Genomic DNA, 14,203 nt, shown 5'->3' on the forward strand with positions numbered 1-14,203 from the left:
CATCACTGCGCAGAAATGCGGGGTGATAACAGAATTTGCCTGGCGGCGATAGCGCGGTGGTCCCACCTGACCCCATGCCGAACTCAGAAGTGAAACGCCGTAGCGCCGATGGTAGTGTGGGGTCTCCCCATGTGAGAGTAGGGAACTGCCAGGCATCAAATCAGTAAGAAGCCCATCCTGACGGATGGGCTTTTTGCGTTTTTGTCCAGATGCAAAGCGATCAGGCGCTCAGCAGCAATCTATCTGTTTGTTTAGACAACATAAAAGCCTGCTCTGGCCACCACCTCACCATATTTCACTTTATCCTCGTTCATGCTTTAGCGTTAATCCCGAAAACCACACGACGGAAAAAAATGTGAGTTTAATCACATATAAATAAATAACAATTATATAACATTTGGTTTACTAATTGATTTGTCTCAGTGACGTGGCACGCCCGACAAGACAGATTGCAGTCTTTGCTGGAGCAGGATGACAATGGCAGAAAGCAGTATGAATGAACGGGGAGCGCTGGAACAAAGCGATACCCGCCGCCGCATATGGGCGATTGTAGGTGCATCTTCGGGGAATCTGGTTGAATGGTTTGATTTTTATGTCTATTCATTCTGCTCTCTCTATTTTGCCCATATCTTTTTTCCTTCCGGAAACACCACTACTCAGCTATTACAAACCGCCGGTGTGTTTGCCGCGGGTTTCCTGATGCGCCCGATTGGCGGATGGTTGTTTGGTCGTATTGCTGACCGCCGCGGACGTAAAGCCTCTATGCTTATTTCCGTATGCATGATGTGCATGGGCTCGCTGGTGATTGCCTGCCTGCCCGGCTATGCGACGATTGGCACATGGGCGCCGGCATTATTACTTCTGGCGCGCCTGTTTCAGGGGATATCCGTCGGGGGAGAGTACGGTACCAGTGCAACCTACATGAGTGAGGTCGCCGTAGAGGGCAAGAAAGGCTTCTATGCCTCATTCCAGTACGTGACCCTCATCGGTGGTCAGCTTCTGGCGGTGCTTGTGGTGGTGGCCCTACAGCAAATTCTAAGCGATGCGCAGCTGCATGCCTGGGGATGGCGGATACCGTTTGCGCTTGGGGCGGTACTTGCTGTTGTGGCCCTGTGGCTACGTCGCCAGCTGGATGAAACATCTAAGCAGGAGACGCGGGCATTAAAAGAGGCTGGCTCCTTCAAAGGATTATGGCGCAATCGTAAAGCATTTCTGATGGTCCTGGGTTTCACCGCCGCCGGGTCGTTAAGCTTTTACACCTTCACGACCTATATGCAGAAATACCTGGTCAATACGGCGGGCATGAGCGCCGGTACAGCCAGTGTGATTATGACTGCGGCACTGTTTGTCTATATGCTGGCCCAACCGTTATTTGGCGCGCTATCAGACAAAATAGGTCGCCGGACATCAATGCTCTGCTTTGGCTCATTAGCGACGCTCTTTACCGTGCCGATCTTGAGTGCGCTGCAGGGCGTAACCTCACCCTATGCCGCATTTGGATTGGTTATCTGTGCGTTGATGATCGTGAGTTTCTATACCTCGATCAGCGGGATTCTGAAGGCGGAGATGTTCCCGGCTCAGGTACGCGCTTTAGGCGTTGGCTTGTCGTATGCCGTGGCAAATGCGCTGTTTGGCGGCTCGGCGGAATACGTCGCGCTGTCGCTAAAATCGGTCGGAGTTGAACATGTCTTTTACTGGTACGTCACCGTGATGAGTGCGATTGCGTTTCTGGTATCTCTGATGCTGCATCGTAAGGGCAAGGGATTACGACTTTAGGTCTACTGGTGCGCTAGCTGCCACACGGCATAACCTGTCGTGGCGCCGGCCACATCCCACGCGAAATCCTTCCAGCTCCAGCCGCTTCCTGCCGGGCGGCTGTCCCAGAGTTCTTTCGAAGCCCCCAGACTGACGGAAAACATCAGGCCAATGGCCGCGCTTCGGTCGCGACTGTAGCCCTGATGCTGGGCATATTCGTTACCGGCCGCTGAGAGCATCGCCGAGGCCAGAAAATGCTGGGCCTTATCCTGGCCACTCCATGAATCATGCGCCATATGGCTACAGCCGGTGAGCAGCAACGGGGCAATAATGATGAAAGTACGCATACACATTCCAGAAAAAAGCCCCGGCGATGCGGGGCAGATATTCAGAGAATACGGCTGATCAAGCGGTCAATACGGATACGCCTCAGGCGGCGAATCAGTTTGCGTACCTTGACCGGGTAATCCGCAATGCTTTGCAGATCGCGATAGTGTTTAACAACCGTCGTGTGCTGACGAATCAGATGCAGCTCTTTTTCACGCATCGCGCCGAGCTGATGCTGCGGATCGTGAATCAGAATTGCATTTTCCAGGTCCAGGCGCCAGGCGCGTGGATTGAGGTTATTACCGGTGAGCAGCATCCACTCATCATCAACCCACATTCCCTTAAGGTGATAGCTGTTGTCGTCATCTTTCCACAGACGAACGATCAGCTGGTCAGTATTAACATAATACTGCAGTCGGCTGAGGAAGCGGCGGAGGTTGATTTCATACAGATAGGGGAGGGCGCCGATAATTTTAAACGGCTGATCTTCAGGAATATAGAAGTCATTCGCAGTTTTATCGCCAACGATAATCTCTACCTGCTTCCCGCTACGCAGTAGCTGAATAATGTTACGCACCAGAAGAGCCGGAAGGTTGAAATAGGGCGTACAAATCGTCAGCTTACGCTCAGCGCAGGGCATAAGATGGAAGATGGTTTTATTCAGCAGGCTCGATTTGCCCAGACCGACCAGCGGCGTGACCGACAGCCGATCGTCATCCGCATTGCCAGAGAAATGGTAGCCGCTGTCACGCAGTTCCTGGCGATACTGGCGGATATCATTTTTGATTTCCGGGCTTTTCGGGCGAGCGGCGCTGTCGAGACGGTTTACACCGCGGCCTTCAACCAGATTGTGCTCGACCCAATCGAACATCACATCGGCCATTTTGCCATTGCGAATACACTGATAGCGGTCGTAACGATACTTATCATGCTGATGCAGATAGACATCGTTCAGGCTTGCGCCGCTGTACAGAACGCAATCATCGATAATAAAACCTTTGAAGTGCAGCACGCCGAGGGCTTCCCGGGTATTGACCGGCACGCCATAAACCGGGACATCGACGCCGGGGTTTTCCTGCGCCATGCGACAGTACCAGTCGGCATTCGTGTTAGCTGCCGCTGCGCCAATGCGTCCACGCTGGGCGCGATGCCAGTCAACCAGTACGCGAACATCTAGCTCCGGACGCTGACGCTTGGCATCGTAAAGTGCCTGCAGAATTCCTTTGCCGCCATCATCCTGCTCCAGATAGAGCGCAACAATACAAATACGCTGGGTGGCGTGGGCTATCTTTGCCAGTAACGCTTGCCGAAAATCCGCAGGAGCGTAAAAGAACTCGATATCATCAACTGACTGAGAAAGCTTAGGGAGTTGGGCAAGGTGTTGTTGATGTTTATTACGCTTAAATTTTGACAACATCACAGTGCGTTTCTTCTCTGTTTATTGAAGGGTCTTCTGTACCATGCAGACGACGTAAGCGGGCAATAATAACATTACTGTTCGCGAATGTGGTCAACAATTGCGGTCGCCAGTTTATGATTGTTGTGGTACCAGTTGCAGGGACAAACTCACAATCCCGTCCTCCAGCTGAATATCAACCGCGAACCCCAGCTTCCTGGCAAGGCCGATCATGCCTCTGTTATTGGGCATGGTGATGCCATTTAACCGCTGCAGACCGTGGCTTTGGGTGTAGGCAATCAGCTTTTCCAGCAGCCGCCGGCCTAAACCTAACCCTTTCAGATCGGATCGAACCAGTACGGCAAATTCGGCATCAATATTGTCCGGATCGGAGATAGCTCGCGTTACGCCAAGGATCTCATTGCCCTCGGCGCTTGTGCGCACGGCAACAAACGCCATTTCTCGATCGTAGTCGATCTGCGTCATATTGGCTAAGTCATCATGAGTAAATTCATTGATTTCGCTGAAATAACGATAGTACAGATCTTCTTTCGTTACCTGACCGATAAAGGCCTGAAGCAGCGGCTCATCTTCCGGCAGGATCGGGCGGAACAGACAGCGCTCGCCATTTTTCATCACCACCCACTCTTCCTGCTGCTGCGGATAAGGACGTATTGCCAGCCGGCTTTCGCTGTCGCCGCTAAACGGGGCAAGGGCTAGCGTGACGTCAAGCGCGGTGAACTCGTTACCCGAAGCGAGCAGTGGGTGAATATCCAGCCGCTGGATCTCCGGACAATCGACGATGAGATTTGATACCTGGACCAGAAGTTGGCTCAGGCCAGAGACATCCAGCGGGCGCAGCGCGCTGCGGCCACGGATCTTCTTACTTTTGATCGCCTGGATAACCAGGTAACGAGCTAGGTTCATATTTAACGGTGGAAGGGCGACGGCGGCCTGATCTTCCGCGCGCCATTCGACGCCACCTTCACCCAGCATAATCAGCGGACCGAACAGCGGATCGTGCTCAACGACGACCCGCAACTCCTGCGCGCCGGCGCGGTTGGCCATGCTTTGTACCAGCAGACCGTGAATCCGTGCCTGGGGCCAGGCCATTTTCACGCGGTCGAAAATAGCATCCGCTGCCTGTTGCACTTCGGTGGCGGTACGCAAATAGAGCATCACGCCCTGAACTTCCGATTTGTGCGGAATATCCGGTGAACGCAGTTTCAGAGCCACCGGATAGCCAATTTGTTCGGCGATATGCACCGCTTCGGCGCTGTCGGCGGCAATCCATGTCGGTAAGGTGTGGATCCCGTAAGCGTGCAATACCGGACTTACTTCATGGGTGTCTAACGAACGGGCGCCTTCGCGAATCGCTTGTTGCAACAACATATGGGCTTCTGCGGTATTGGCGGTCACCGTATCCGACAGAACCGGCGTCTCCCGGAGCTGTTTTTGGTTACGTCGGTACTCCACCATGTGCATAAAAGCGGTAATGGTTCCTTCCGGCGTGCGGTAGGTTGGCAAGCCTGCATCGCTGAACAGGCGGCGGGCTTCCTGAGAAGAGTATTCGCCACACCAGTTCGTCAGTACCGTGACATATTTACCGCGCGGATGGTTTTTCAGCGCGTCGATCAGGGCGAGGGCGCTTTCGGTTCCCGGTGCGGCGGCGCTGGGGGAATGAATCACCAGCAGGGCGTCGTAATCCTGGCTATCCAGCAGAACGTTCAGCGCCTTGAGATAGTGTTCGCTGCTGGCATCGTCACGGAGATCCAGCGGGTTAGCGATGCCGATACCGCCCGGCAGCGCCTGGCGTAGTTTTTCACAGGTCTCTTCGCTGAGAGTGGCAAGCTTGCCGTTTCGTAGCCACAGTTCGTCCAGCGCCAGCGCCGCAGGGGCGGCACCGTTGCTGATGATCATCAGTTTCTCACCGCGTAGCGGGCGCATATGGCTGAGGGTTTCAACCGCAGAGAACAGCTCATGAGTATCCTGCACGCGCAGTAAGCCCGCCCGTTGAATCGCGGCGTCCCAGGCCGGATCCATACCCGAATTGACATGGAGCAGCTTTTGCGCGGCGGGACTGCGGCCGCTTTTGATCACCAGGATCGGCTTATTACGCGATGCACTGCGCGCCGCGGACACGAAGCGTCGGGCGTCGCTCAGATGCTCAAGGTAGAGCAGAATGGCGCTGGTTTTACTGTCGCGGGCAAGGAAGTCGAGGAGGTCGTCGACATCAATGTCCAGGCTATCCCCAAGCGCAATAAAGTACGAGAAGCCCATCTCGCGCTGCTGCGCCCAGTCAAGAATGGTATTTGAAACTGCTGCAGACTGGGAGATAAACGCCAGCTTGCCGCGATGAATCGGTACCGGCGAAAAGCTGGCATTCAGTCCCTGCCAGGGGGCAAGCAGGCCCAGACTGTTGGGGCCAAGCAGGCGCATTTGATAGCGTGCGGCGCATTCGAGTAGTACGGGATATTGTTCCGGCGGGGCGGAGAGAATAATGCAGGTCTTGCACCCCTTTTGCCCCAGCGCATCCAGCAGCTCGGGGTTTCGCCGGGCGTTGGTACAGAGCACGGCCAGATCCGGGGTGAATGGCAGGCTATCGATAGTCGGCCAGGCCAGCACGCCCAGAACGGCTTTCCAGGCCGGGGTGACGGGCAGGACCGGGCCGTTGAACCCCCCGGCCAGCAGGTTACGCATCATCAGATAACCGGCGCGCTGTGGTTTCATTGATGCGCCAATAACGGCGATCGACTTCGGCCGCAGCAGTGCTTCCAGGCCTCGTTGGCTCATACCGGTCTCCTTTGATCCCCAGTGACCGAATGATTTTAAACGCTTTCTGCCATTTGTGCTGTGATGCTGCCCTTATGCTGCGTTTTTCCCGCCAGATAGCGGGTGCGGAACAGGCTAAAGTGGTCCCCGAGCGCGCGCGCGGCCATGCGGTCTTCTGCAAGGTCGAGCAGCGCAATGGCGACTTCGGCGGTGCAGTACTGCCCCTGCGCATGGGCTTCTCTCAGGTGATAGGCGGAGATGCGTGACAGATCGACGGAGATAACCGGAAGCGCATCCAGATACGGGCTTTTGCGGAACATTTTGCGCGCTTCCGTCCAGGTTCCATCGAGCATGATAAATAGCGGTGGTTTCCCCGCCGGTGGGATGCTCAGCACCTGGCGTTCCGCACCTGCATACGAGGCCGGGAAGACCACCATGGGCTGGTAATCCGGGTTGGCGACCAGATCGAGTAACGCCTGCGGCGGCTCGGTTCGCGACCATTGAAAGGCTTCGGTGTCCGGCAAGATATCCGCGATTAGCCGACCGGTATTGCTGGGCTTCATCGGCTCGGTATCAAACATCACCAGGCAGAAACGGCTGGTGGCCTGCGCAGGCGTCAGGGTCGCGCACAGGCACTGCTTCAGCGGTAACAGACAGCGTTGGCAGCGATGGACTCGGTTACCACGCGCGAGAAAAGGCCGGGTCGCGCGAGCGAGGCGTTCGGCACGAAGGCGAAGGACGGCGTTATCAATCATAAAGGGTCGCTAAGAAAAAACGCCATTGTCGCAGAGGTGAAAAAGGGGCACAAGCTGTGCCCCGGTAGGTTTACTGCGCGTTGGCCTCATTGAGCCAGCTGTCGAACGGTGCTTTTGGTACCGCGCCGTTAAGCATGTCGATGACTTCGCCTTTTTTAAACATCATAATGGTTGGAATGCTGCGGATGCGGAAACGCGCGCTCAGCTCGCGTTCTGCTTCGGTGTTCACTTTTACGAAGCGCATCTTGCCGCTGCGTTCTTCCGCGACGTCTTCAAAGATCGGCGCAAAATTACGACAAGGACCGCACCATGGCGCCCAGAAATCGACAACAACGGGCAGATCGTCCTTCAGTAGTTTATCCAGCGTTGCCCCGGTCGCGTTGATGACGTCGCCGTCAAAAAGATCGTGGCCGCAGCGTCCGCATTTAGCGCCATCGGCACTACGATCGTCGGGGATGCGGTTCAGAGCCTGACAACTGGCACAAACGGTATTCATAACTAACCTCTGGTTATGGGTTGCAGCGTGGCACGTGGCCGATTTGTTTCTTTAATGTTACATATTATCGATTAGCAGCTATTAAACAACAATGCGTTTTGTTCGATGAATACGATAGACCCTATCTTTTAAACGAAATCATGGCGCAGCGGTGACACATCGGGTAATCTTCGCGCTTCGCGCAGCGCAGGTGGAGAAAATTGATGAGCGACGAACTGAAAAATAAAAGCGGCAAGGTCAAAGTGATGTATGTCCGCAGTGATGATGATTCTGACAGACGCACCCATAACCCGCGTACCGGGAAAGGGGGAGGGCGCCCAGGAAAATCTCGTGTTGACGGCCGTAGCCGCCCTGCCCGCGACGAACGTAACAGCCGCGGTGATGACCGCAAACGTGACGATCGTAAACGCGATGATTTCGATCGTGATAGCTCTTCTCCGTGGCGTACCGTCTCGCGTGCACCAAACGATGATGCGGCGGTGAAGCCGGATCACGGCGGGATCAGCGGTAAAAGCTTTATCGATCCGGAAGTATTACGTCGTCAGCGCGCGGAAGAGACCCGCGTTTACGGTGAGAATGCTTGTCAGGCGCTGTTCCAGAGCCGTCCGGAAGCGATTGTTCGCGCCTGGTTTGTCCAGAGCGTCACCCCACGTTTCAAAGAAGCGCTGCGCTGGATGGCGGCGAACCGCAAAGCCTATCACGTGGTTGATGAAGCTGAGCTGGCAAAAGCCTCCGGCACTGAACACCACGGCGGCGTTTGCTTCCTGATTAAGAAACGTAACGGTACCTCGGTGGCTCAGTGGGTCGCCAAAGCCGATGCCGAAGATTGCGTTCTGGCGCTGGAAGATGTCGGTAACCCGCACAACCTCGGCGCGATCATGCGTAGCTGTGCGCATTTTGGTGTGAAGGGTGTAGTGGTGCAGGATGCCGGCATGCTGGAATCTGGCGCGGCAATCCGTACTGCAGAAGGTGGTGCAGAACACGTCGAACCGATCACCGGCGACAGCTTTATCGACACTCTGGAGCAGTTCCGCAAAGCGGGCTACGCCATTGTTTCGACCTCCAGCCACAACGGTACGCCGTTGCATAAGGCTGAGCTGCCGAAGAAAATGGTGTTGGCATTAGGTCAGGAGCGTGATGGCCTGTCTGATGCGGCGATCTCCAGTGCCGATCTTAACGTTGCCATTGAAGGTACCGGCAATGTAGAAAGCCTGAACGTCTCCGTGGCGACCGGCGTATTGCTGGCCGAGTGGTGGCGTCAGAACAAGGCCTGATGGCCGGGTTCAGCTGAAAAAATGCCAGCGCCACGCTGGCATTTTTGTTGCTGCGAAAGGCGAAGGCTAGGCATCCCCGGCCGGTAATACCGGCATCCAGTCAATGGGAGACTCGCCGCGCTCGGCCAGCCACTGATTAGTCTGGACGAAGTGATTACTACCAAAGAAGCCGCGATGGGCGGAAAGCGGCGAAGGATGCGGTGCTTTCAGCACGCAATGACGTTGCCTGTCGATAATCGCCCCTTTTTTCTGGGCATGGGCGCCCCACAGTAAAAACACCACCCCTTCCCGATGTTCGTTGATCAATGAAATGACCTTATCGGTAAAGGTTTCCCAGCCAAGGCTGGCATGCGAATGGGCCTGACCCGCCCGCACCGTCAGGACCGTATTGAGCAGCAGCACCCCCTGTCGCGCCCAGCTCTCCAGGTAACCGTGCGTCGGACGGCTGAATCCCGGGATCGTCCCTTCCAGTTCTTTATACATATTTAACAGCGATGGCGGCGTCTGAACCCCCGGGAGCACGGAGAAGGCCAGGCCGTGGGCCTGTCCGGGGCCGTGATAAGGGTCTTGCCCAAGAATAACCACTTTGACATCGCCAAGTTCGGTATAACGAAAGGCATTGAAGACATCTTTTTGCGGCGGATAAATCGTCATGCCCGACTGGCGCTCTTCGGCGACAGTTTTGAGGGTATTCACAAAATAGGGCTGCTGCTTCTCTTCCGCCAGCACGTCGTGCCAGGTCAATGGGGTGGTCATCTTGCTCTCCTGCAAAGTGTCATCGCTATAGCTTAACTGCTTCTTTCTGCATAACAAAATCCACGGTGTCTGACTGACGTTTTGTATGCAAAAAAAATTGAAAATTTACAAAAATATTTTGCATTGGCTCTGGCGTAACTTGATGTAAAACAATAATATCCTCCTATACCCATTTTTATTGCGTGGTTTTTATTGATTTAAGTCAATGAATGCCGGTTGTTTGGCTGATATACATACACTCAGACAACAATGGTTTTACCAATTGGCCGGGAACGGGCCAAGAAAACGAATAAATATTGCCTAAGGGAGGCATCAAATGATTACTGGTATCCAAATTACTAAAGCTGCAAACGACGACCTGCTGAACTCTTTCTGGCTGCTGGACAGCGAAAAAGGCGAAGCCCGCTGCCTGTGCGCCAAAGGGGGTTTTGCTGAAGATGACGTGGTTGCGGTCAATAAACTGGGTGAAATCGAATACCGCGAAATTCCGCTCGATGTGAAACCGGAAGTCCGCGTAGAAGGTGGTCAGCACCTGAACGTTAACGTGCTGCGTCGCGAAACGCTGCTGGATGCGGTTGAACATCCGGAAAAATACCCGCAGCTGACTATTCGTGTCTCCGGCTACGCGGTGCGCTTTAACTCCCTGACACCAGAACAGCAGCGCGACGTTATCGCCCGTACCTTTACTGAAAGCCTGTAAGTCGACGCTTAAATATAAAAACGCCGGGATATCCCGGCGTTTTTTTTGTTACTGCTGATTTTCACCCGCGCTACCGCTTGGTTTACGGCGCTTGCCAATATTTTTGGCATCGCGGTGACGTTTCTTCACTCGCGGTTTCTCTTTATCTTTCTCTTTTTTCTGCTCGGCGCGTTTAGCCAGTACCTTTTTGGACGGCTTACCGGTCAGCTTCTCGCTCGGTGCACGGGTTGTCGGGCGCAGTTCATCAATAACGCGCGCTTTGAGCGGCTCGTCGATATAGCGGCCAATTTTACCCAACAGCAGATGGTCATGGGCTTCAACCAGAGAAATGGCAACGCCTTTTTTCCCCGCGCGGCCGGTGCGTCCGATACGATGCAGATAGGTATCAGCCGTGCGCGGCATGTCGAAGTTGAAAACATGGCTAACGTCCGGAATATCTATCCCGCGGGCAGCGACGTCGGTGGCAATCAGCACATTCATACGGCCGTCGGTCATACGTTTGATTGCTTCGTTACGTTTTGCCTGCACCATTTCGCCTTCCAGCCAGCAGGTATTGATTCCCGCTTCGCGCAGCCAGGATGCCAGTTCATGAACGCGCTCGCGCTTACGCACAAAGACGATAGAGCGGGTCGCATCCGGCTGTTTCAGCAGGTTAACCAGTAGCGCGGTTTTATGCTTAATGTCATCGGCGCGATAGTACCACTGGTGAATTTTCTTACGTTCGCGCGTGGAGGGACTGGCGGAAACTTCAACGGGCTCTTCCAGCAGGCGCTCGGCAAAGTCTTTAATCGCATCGCCTTCGAGGGTCGCGGAAAACAGCATGGTCTGCTTACGCCAGCGGGTTTCACCGGCAATGTGCTCGATATCCTGAGCGAAGCCCATGTCCAGCATACGGTCCGCTTCATCGAGGATCAGCGTTTCGACCGCCCGGCAGTCGAAGTTTTCTTCTTTAATATATTGCAGCAGTCGGCCGGTGGTGGCGACCACAATATCCTGGTTCTCGCTGAAGACTTCCGCATGGTTCATGTATGCGACGCCGCCGGTGATGGTGGCAATGTCCAGATGCGTGTGTGCGGCCAGCTCACGGGCATGGTCGGCAACCTGCATCGCCAGCTCACGGGTCGGCGTCAGGATAAGAATACGCGGCGGCCCCGACTTCTTACGCGGGAAATCAAGCAGGTGCTGCAACGCTGGCAGCAGATACGCCGCTGTTTTACCGGTACCTGTCGGGGCTGAACCGAGAATATCACGGCCATCAAGCGCAGGCGGAATAGCGGCGGCCTGAATGGCTGTCGGGCGTGTGAAACCTTTTTCCTGGAGGGCTTCCAGAAGGTTTTCGTCGAGTTCAAGTTCGGAAAAAGTCGTTACAGTCATGATCTACCTCTGAGTGGACCGACGATTATAGACGTTACGGGCGTAATGTTCATCTGTTTGTAAGGCTATCTGTTCTCCGGTATTGTGCATAGCTTCAGTCTCAGGAGTTTTTGTTCGCAAGGTTATTCAGGATGTCTCAGTCGAAGTTTGCGCTGCCGCGCAATGGTTTTACGTTTAAACAGTTCTTTGTTGCCCACGACCGCTGTGCGATGAAAGTGGGCACCGACGGCATTCTGCTTGGCGCGTGGGCGCCGATTGCGCAAGTAAAACACGTGCTGGATATCGGGACCGGTAGCGGTTTGCTGGCTTTAATGCTGGCTCAGCGAACCGACGATCGGGTCATGCTGGATGCGGTAGAACTCGATGAAGAGGCCGCGGCGCAGGCGCGCGAAAACGTGGCAACCTCCCCGTGGGGGGCGCGGATCCAGGTGCATCTGGGGGATATTCAACGGTGGCAACCTGCGCAAACCCGACGTTATGAACTGATTGTCAGCAACCCGCCTTTTTTTGCAGAAGGTGTGCCCTGCGCAACATCGCAGCGCGAACAGGCGCGATATACGACGACGCTCGATCACGTCACGCTCTTAACCTGCGCCGCAGAGTTGATTACCGAAGAGGGCTTTTTCTGCGTGGTGTTACCGGTGGATATTGGCAATACGTTTGTTCAACGTGCCCAAACCATGGGCTGGCATCTGCGTTTACGCACCGATGTCGCGGAGACGGAAATGCGCCCGCCGCATCGCGTACTGCTGGCTTTCTCGCCGACCGCGGGGGAGTGTTTCAGCGATCGGCTGATTGTCCGTGGGCCTGAGCAGCAATACTCCGAAGGGTTTACTGCCCTGACCCAGGATTTTTACCTCTTTATGTGAGCCAGAGGTGACAGAATTGACGGGCCGCTATCCGCAAGTTGTTCCGGATAATCCAGGGTATAGTGTAGCCCGCGACTCTCTTTACGTTGCATGGCGCAGCGCACGATCAGTTCGGCCACCTGTACCAGATTGCGCAACTCCAGCAAATTGTTCGACACGCGGAAGCGGGCGTAATATTCGTCGAGCTCCTGCTGCAACATGGTGATTCGTCGTAGCGCACGCTCCAGCCGACGGGTGGTGCGGACAATCCCCACGTAGTCCCACATCAACAGTCTCAACTCGTGCCAGTTATGTTGAATCACCACCAGTTCATCGGGGATCTCAACCTGACTTTCATCCCAGGACGGCAGGCCGTTAACCGGTTGGGCCAGCGGCATGCGCTGGAGAATATCCTCGGCGGCGGACCAGCCGTAGACCAGGCATTCGAGCAGCGAATTTGACGCCATGCGGTTAGCCCCGTGCAGCCCGGTATAGCTCACTTCGCCAATTGCATACAGCCCGTCAACATCGGTACGTCCGTTGTCATCAACCATTACGCCGCCGCAGGTATAGTGGGCGGCGGGGACAATCGGTACTGGCTCTTTTGTCAAATCGATACCCAGGCCGAGCAGTTTTTCGTAGATCATCGGGAAATGCTGACGGATAAAGGCTTCAGGCTTATGGCTGATGTCGAGATACATACAATCGACGCCGAGGCGTTTCATCTCATGGTCAATCGCACGGGCGACGATATCGCGTGGGGCCAGCTCGCCACGTTCGTCAAAATCGGGCATAAACCGGGTACCGTCCGGACGTTTCAGGTATGCGCCTTCGCCGCGTAATGCTTCGGTTAACAGGAAATTGCGCGCCTGTGGATGGTACAAGGCGGTGGGGTGAAACTGGTTGAATTCGAGGTTGGCCACGCGACAGCCGGCGCGCCAGGCCATAGCAATACCATCGCCGGAGGAGACATCCGGATTGGTGGTGTACTGATAGACTTTCGCCGCCCCGCCGGTGGCCAGCACCACGGATTTCGCGCTGCAGGTCTCAACCTTTTCTTTATTCCGGTTCCAGATCCAGGCGCCAACCACACGCCGTGTCCCCGGCAGGCCGATTTTATCGGAAATGATCAAATCGACGGCGTTACTCCGCTCCAGAATACGAATATTGGGGTGCGCAAGCGCCTTGCCAACCAGCGTCGTTTCCACCGCTTTACCGGTGGCATCGGCAGCGTGGAGGATACGGCGATGGCTATGGCCGCCTTCACGGGTCAGGTGGTAGCTCTGTTCGCCGTTGGCCTGAGTCTGAGTATCAAACAGCACACCCTGGTCGATAAGCCATTGCACGCAAGGTCTGGCGTTGCTGGCGACGAAAGAGACAGCATGGCGATCGCACAGGCCGGCCCCGGCGATGAGCGTATCTTCAACGTGAGATTCCACGCTGTCGGTTTCATCAAAAACGGCGGCAATACCGCCCTGCGCGTAGAGCGTTGAACCTTCGCTGACGGGGCCTTTGCTCAGTACGGCGACGGAGCAGTGCTCCGCCAGACGTAGCGCAAGGGATAAACCGGCAGCGCCGCTGCCGATAATCAGCACATCACAGGAGAAGTCAGGAGTCGTATTCATTGCCTTTGTTTAATTTACTAAACACACTTTTGCCACAATAGCACCAGGTTGTGATAAATCGTACATTTTTTTTACTGGTCGTTGTGGAAACTAAACATAAGCGGCTGGGGCGGAGCAGGGTAAAC

At 55.1% G+C, this 14,203-nt stretch carries 12 protein-coding genes and 1 rRNA gene; 5 read left to right on the forward strand and 8 right to left on the reverse strand.

Going from position 1 to position 14,203, the window contains the following annotated elements; translation table 11 throughout:
• Window positions 1-38: 38 nt before the first annotated feature.
• Together rrf and GRPL_RS15365 are read left to right on the forward strand one after the other, a co-directional pair.
• Window positions 39-154 (forward strand): 5S ribosomal RNA (gene rrf / locus GRPL_RS15370).
• Window positions 155-477: 323 nt separating this feature from the next.
• Window positions 478-1,776, forward strand: a complete 1,299-nt coding sequence (locus tag GRPL_RS15365; RefSeq protein ID WP_032695568.1) for an MFS transporter — start codon at window positions 478-480, stop codon at window positions 1,774-1,776.
• 2 nt (window positions 1,777-1,778) lie between these two features.
• Here the strand turns inward: GRPL_RS15365 and GRPL_RS15360 are convergent, their stop codons facing one another.
• The 5 genes from GRPL_RS15360 to trxC form a co-directional block, all read right to left on the reverse strand.
• A complete protein-coding gene (locus GRPL_RS15360) occupies window positions 1,779-2,102 on the reverse strand; it encodes a YfiM family lipoprotein (protein WP_032686456.1) in 324 nt (107 codons plus the stop codon).
• Window positions 2,103-2,143: 41 nt separating this feature from the next.
• Window positions 2,144-3,499, reverse strand: coding sequence for a CDP-diacylglycerol--serine O-phosphatidyltransferase (pssA, locus tag GRPL_RS15355; RefSeq protein ID WP_032686457.1), 1,356 nt, complete (start codon window positions 3,497-3,499; stop codon window positions 2,144-2,146).
• Window positions 3,500-3,613: 114 nt separating this feature from the next.
• Window positions 3,614-6,271: a bifunctional acetate--CoA ligase family protein/GNAT family N-acetyltransferase gene (locus tag GRPL_RS15350; protein WP_032686458.1), complete on the reverse strand. Its 2,658-nt coding sequence runs from the start codon at window positions 6,269-6,271 to the stop codon at window positions 3,614-3,616.
• Between the two features lie 35 nt (window positions 6,272-6,306).
• Entirely contained in the window at window positions 6,307-7,005 is a 699-nt protein-coding gene (gene tapT, locus GRPL_RS15345) for a tRNA-uridine aminocarboxypropyltransferase (protein WP_032699013.1), read from the reverse strand.
• 70 nt (window positions 7,006-7,075) lie between these two features.
• On the reverse strand, window positions 7,076-7,501 hold the full coding sequence (gene trxC, locus GRPL_RS15340; RefSeq protein WP_032686460.1) for a thioredoxin TrxC: 426 nt from the start codon (window positions 7,499-7,501) through the stop codon (window positions 7,076-7,078).
• Window positions 7,502-7,704: 203 nt separating this feature from the next.
• Between trxC and GRPL_RS15335 the strand changes: the two genes are divergently transcribed.
• Window positions 7,705-8,775, forward strand: coding sequence for a tRNA/rRNA methyltransferase (locus GRPL_RS15335; RefSeq protein WP_032686461.1), 1,071 nt, complete (start codon window positions 7,705-7,707; stop codon window positions 8,773-8,775).
• Between the two features lie 66 nt (window positions 8,776-8,841).
• Here GRPL_RS15335 and ung read toward each other — a convergent pair whose 3' ends face one another.
• Window positions 8,842-9,531 (reverse strand): uracil-DNA glycosylase, encoded by a 690-nt coding sequence (gene ung / locus GRPL_RS15330; RefSeq protein WP_032686462.1) that lies wholly within the window; start codon window positions 9,529-9,531, stop codon window positions 8,842-8,844.
• Window positions 9,532-9,847: 316 nt separating this feature from the next.
• On the opposite strand from ung, the gene grcA reads away from it, so the two are divergent.
• Window positions 9,848-10,231, forward strand: coding sequence for an autonomous glycyl radical cofactor GrcA (gene grcA, locus GRPL_RS15325; RefSeq protein WP_004866471.1), 384 nt, complete (start codon window positions 9,848-9,850; stop codon window positions 10,229-10,231).
• A gap of 48 nt (window positions 10,232-10,279) precedes the next feature.
• On the opposite strand, the gene srmB is transcribed toward grcA, so the two are convergent.
• On the reverse strand, window positions 10,280-11,605 hold the full coding sequence (srmB, locus tag GRPL_RS15320; RefSeq protein WP_004866469.1) for an ATP-dependent RNA helicase SrmB: 1,326 nt from the start codon (window positions 11,603-11,605) through the stop codon (window positions 10,280-10,282).
• A 131-nt stretch (window positions 11,606-11,736) separates the two neighbouring features.
• Between srmB and trmN the strand changes: the two genes are divergently transcribed.
• A complete protein-coding gene (gene trmN, locus GRPL_RS15315) occupies window positions 11,737-12,474 on the forward strand; it encodes a tRNA(1)(Val) (adenine(37)-N(6))-methyltransferase TrmN (protein ID WP_032695566.1) in 738 nt (245 codons plus the stop codon).
• Here trmN and nadB read toward each other — a convergent pair.
• Window positions 12,459-14,078: an L-aspartate oxidase gene (gene nadB / locus GRPL_RS15310; protein WP_032686464.1), complete on the reverse strand. Its 1,620-nt coding sequence runs from the start codon at window positions 14,076-14,078 to the stop codon at window positions 12,459-12,461. The two genes, trmN and nadB, sit on opposite strands and share 16 nt — an antisense overlap.
• Window positions 14,079-14,203 lie beyond the last annotated feature (125 nt).

It is taken from the genome of Klebsiella planticola ATCC 33531, assembly GCF_000735435.1.
In the GTDB taxonomy this organism is placed as follows: Bacteria; Pseudomonadota; Gammaproteobacteria; order Enterobacterales; family Enterobacteriaceae; genus Klebsiella; species Klebsiella planticola.

Excerpts from the sequence above, each read along its gene's own strand:
- nadB (WP_032686464.1), bottom strand. The coding sequence starts at position 14,078 with ATGAATACGACTCCTGACTTCTCCTGTGATGTGCTGATTATCGGCAGC.
- GRPL_RS15350 (WP_032686458.1), bottom strand. The coding sequence starts at position 6,271 with ATGAGCCAACGAGGCCTGGAAGCACTGCTGCGGCCGAAGTCGATCGCC.
- grcA (WP_004866471.1), top strand. The coding sequence starts at position 9,848 with ATGATTACTGGTATCCAAATTACTAAAGCTGCAAACGACGACCTGCTG.
- GRPL_RS15365 (WP_032695568.1), top strand. The coding sequence starts at position 478 with ATGGCAGAAAGCAGTATGAATGAACGGGGAGCGCTGGAACAAAGCGAT.
- srmB (WP_004866469.1), bottom strand. The coding sequence starts at position 11,605 with ATGACTGTAACGACTTTTTCCGAACTTGAACTCGACGAAAACCTTCTG.
- GRPL_RS15335 (WP_032686461.1), top strand. The coding sequence starts at position 7,705 with ATGAGCGACGAACTGAAAAATAAAAGCGGCAAGGTCAAAGTGATGTAT.
- pssA (WP_032686457.1), bottom strand. The coding sequence starts at position 3,499 with ATGTTGTCAAAATTTAAGCGTAATAAACATCAACAACACCTTGCCCAA.
- ung (WP_032686462.1), bottom strand. The coding sequence starts at position 9,531 with ATGACCACCCCATTGACCTGGCACGACGTGCTGGCGGAAGAGAAGCAG.
- tapT (WP_032699013.1), bottom strand. The coding sequence starts at position 7,005 with ATGATTGATAACGCCGTCCTTCGCCTTCGTGCCGAACGCCTCGCTCGC.
- trxC (WP_032686460.1), bottom strand. The coding sequence starts at position 7,501 with ATGAATACCGTTTGTGCCAGTTGTCAGGCTCTGAACCGCATCCCCGAC.
- GRPL_RS15360 (WP_032686456.1), bottom strand. The coding sequence starts at position 2,102 with ATGCGTACTTTCATCATTATTGCCCCGTTGCTGCTCACCGGCTGTAGC.
- trmN (WP_032695566.1), top strand. The coding sequence starts at position 11,737 with ATGTCTCAGTCGAAGTTTGCGCTGCCGCGCAATGGTTTTACGTTTAAA.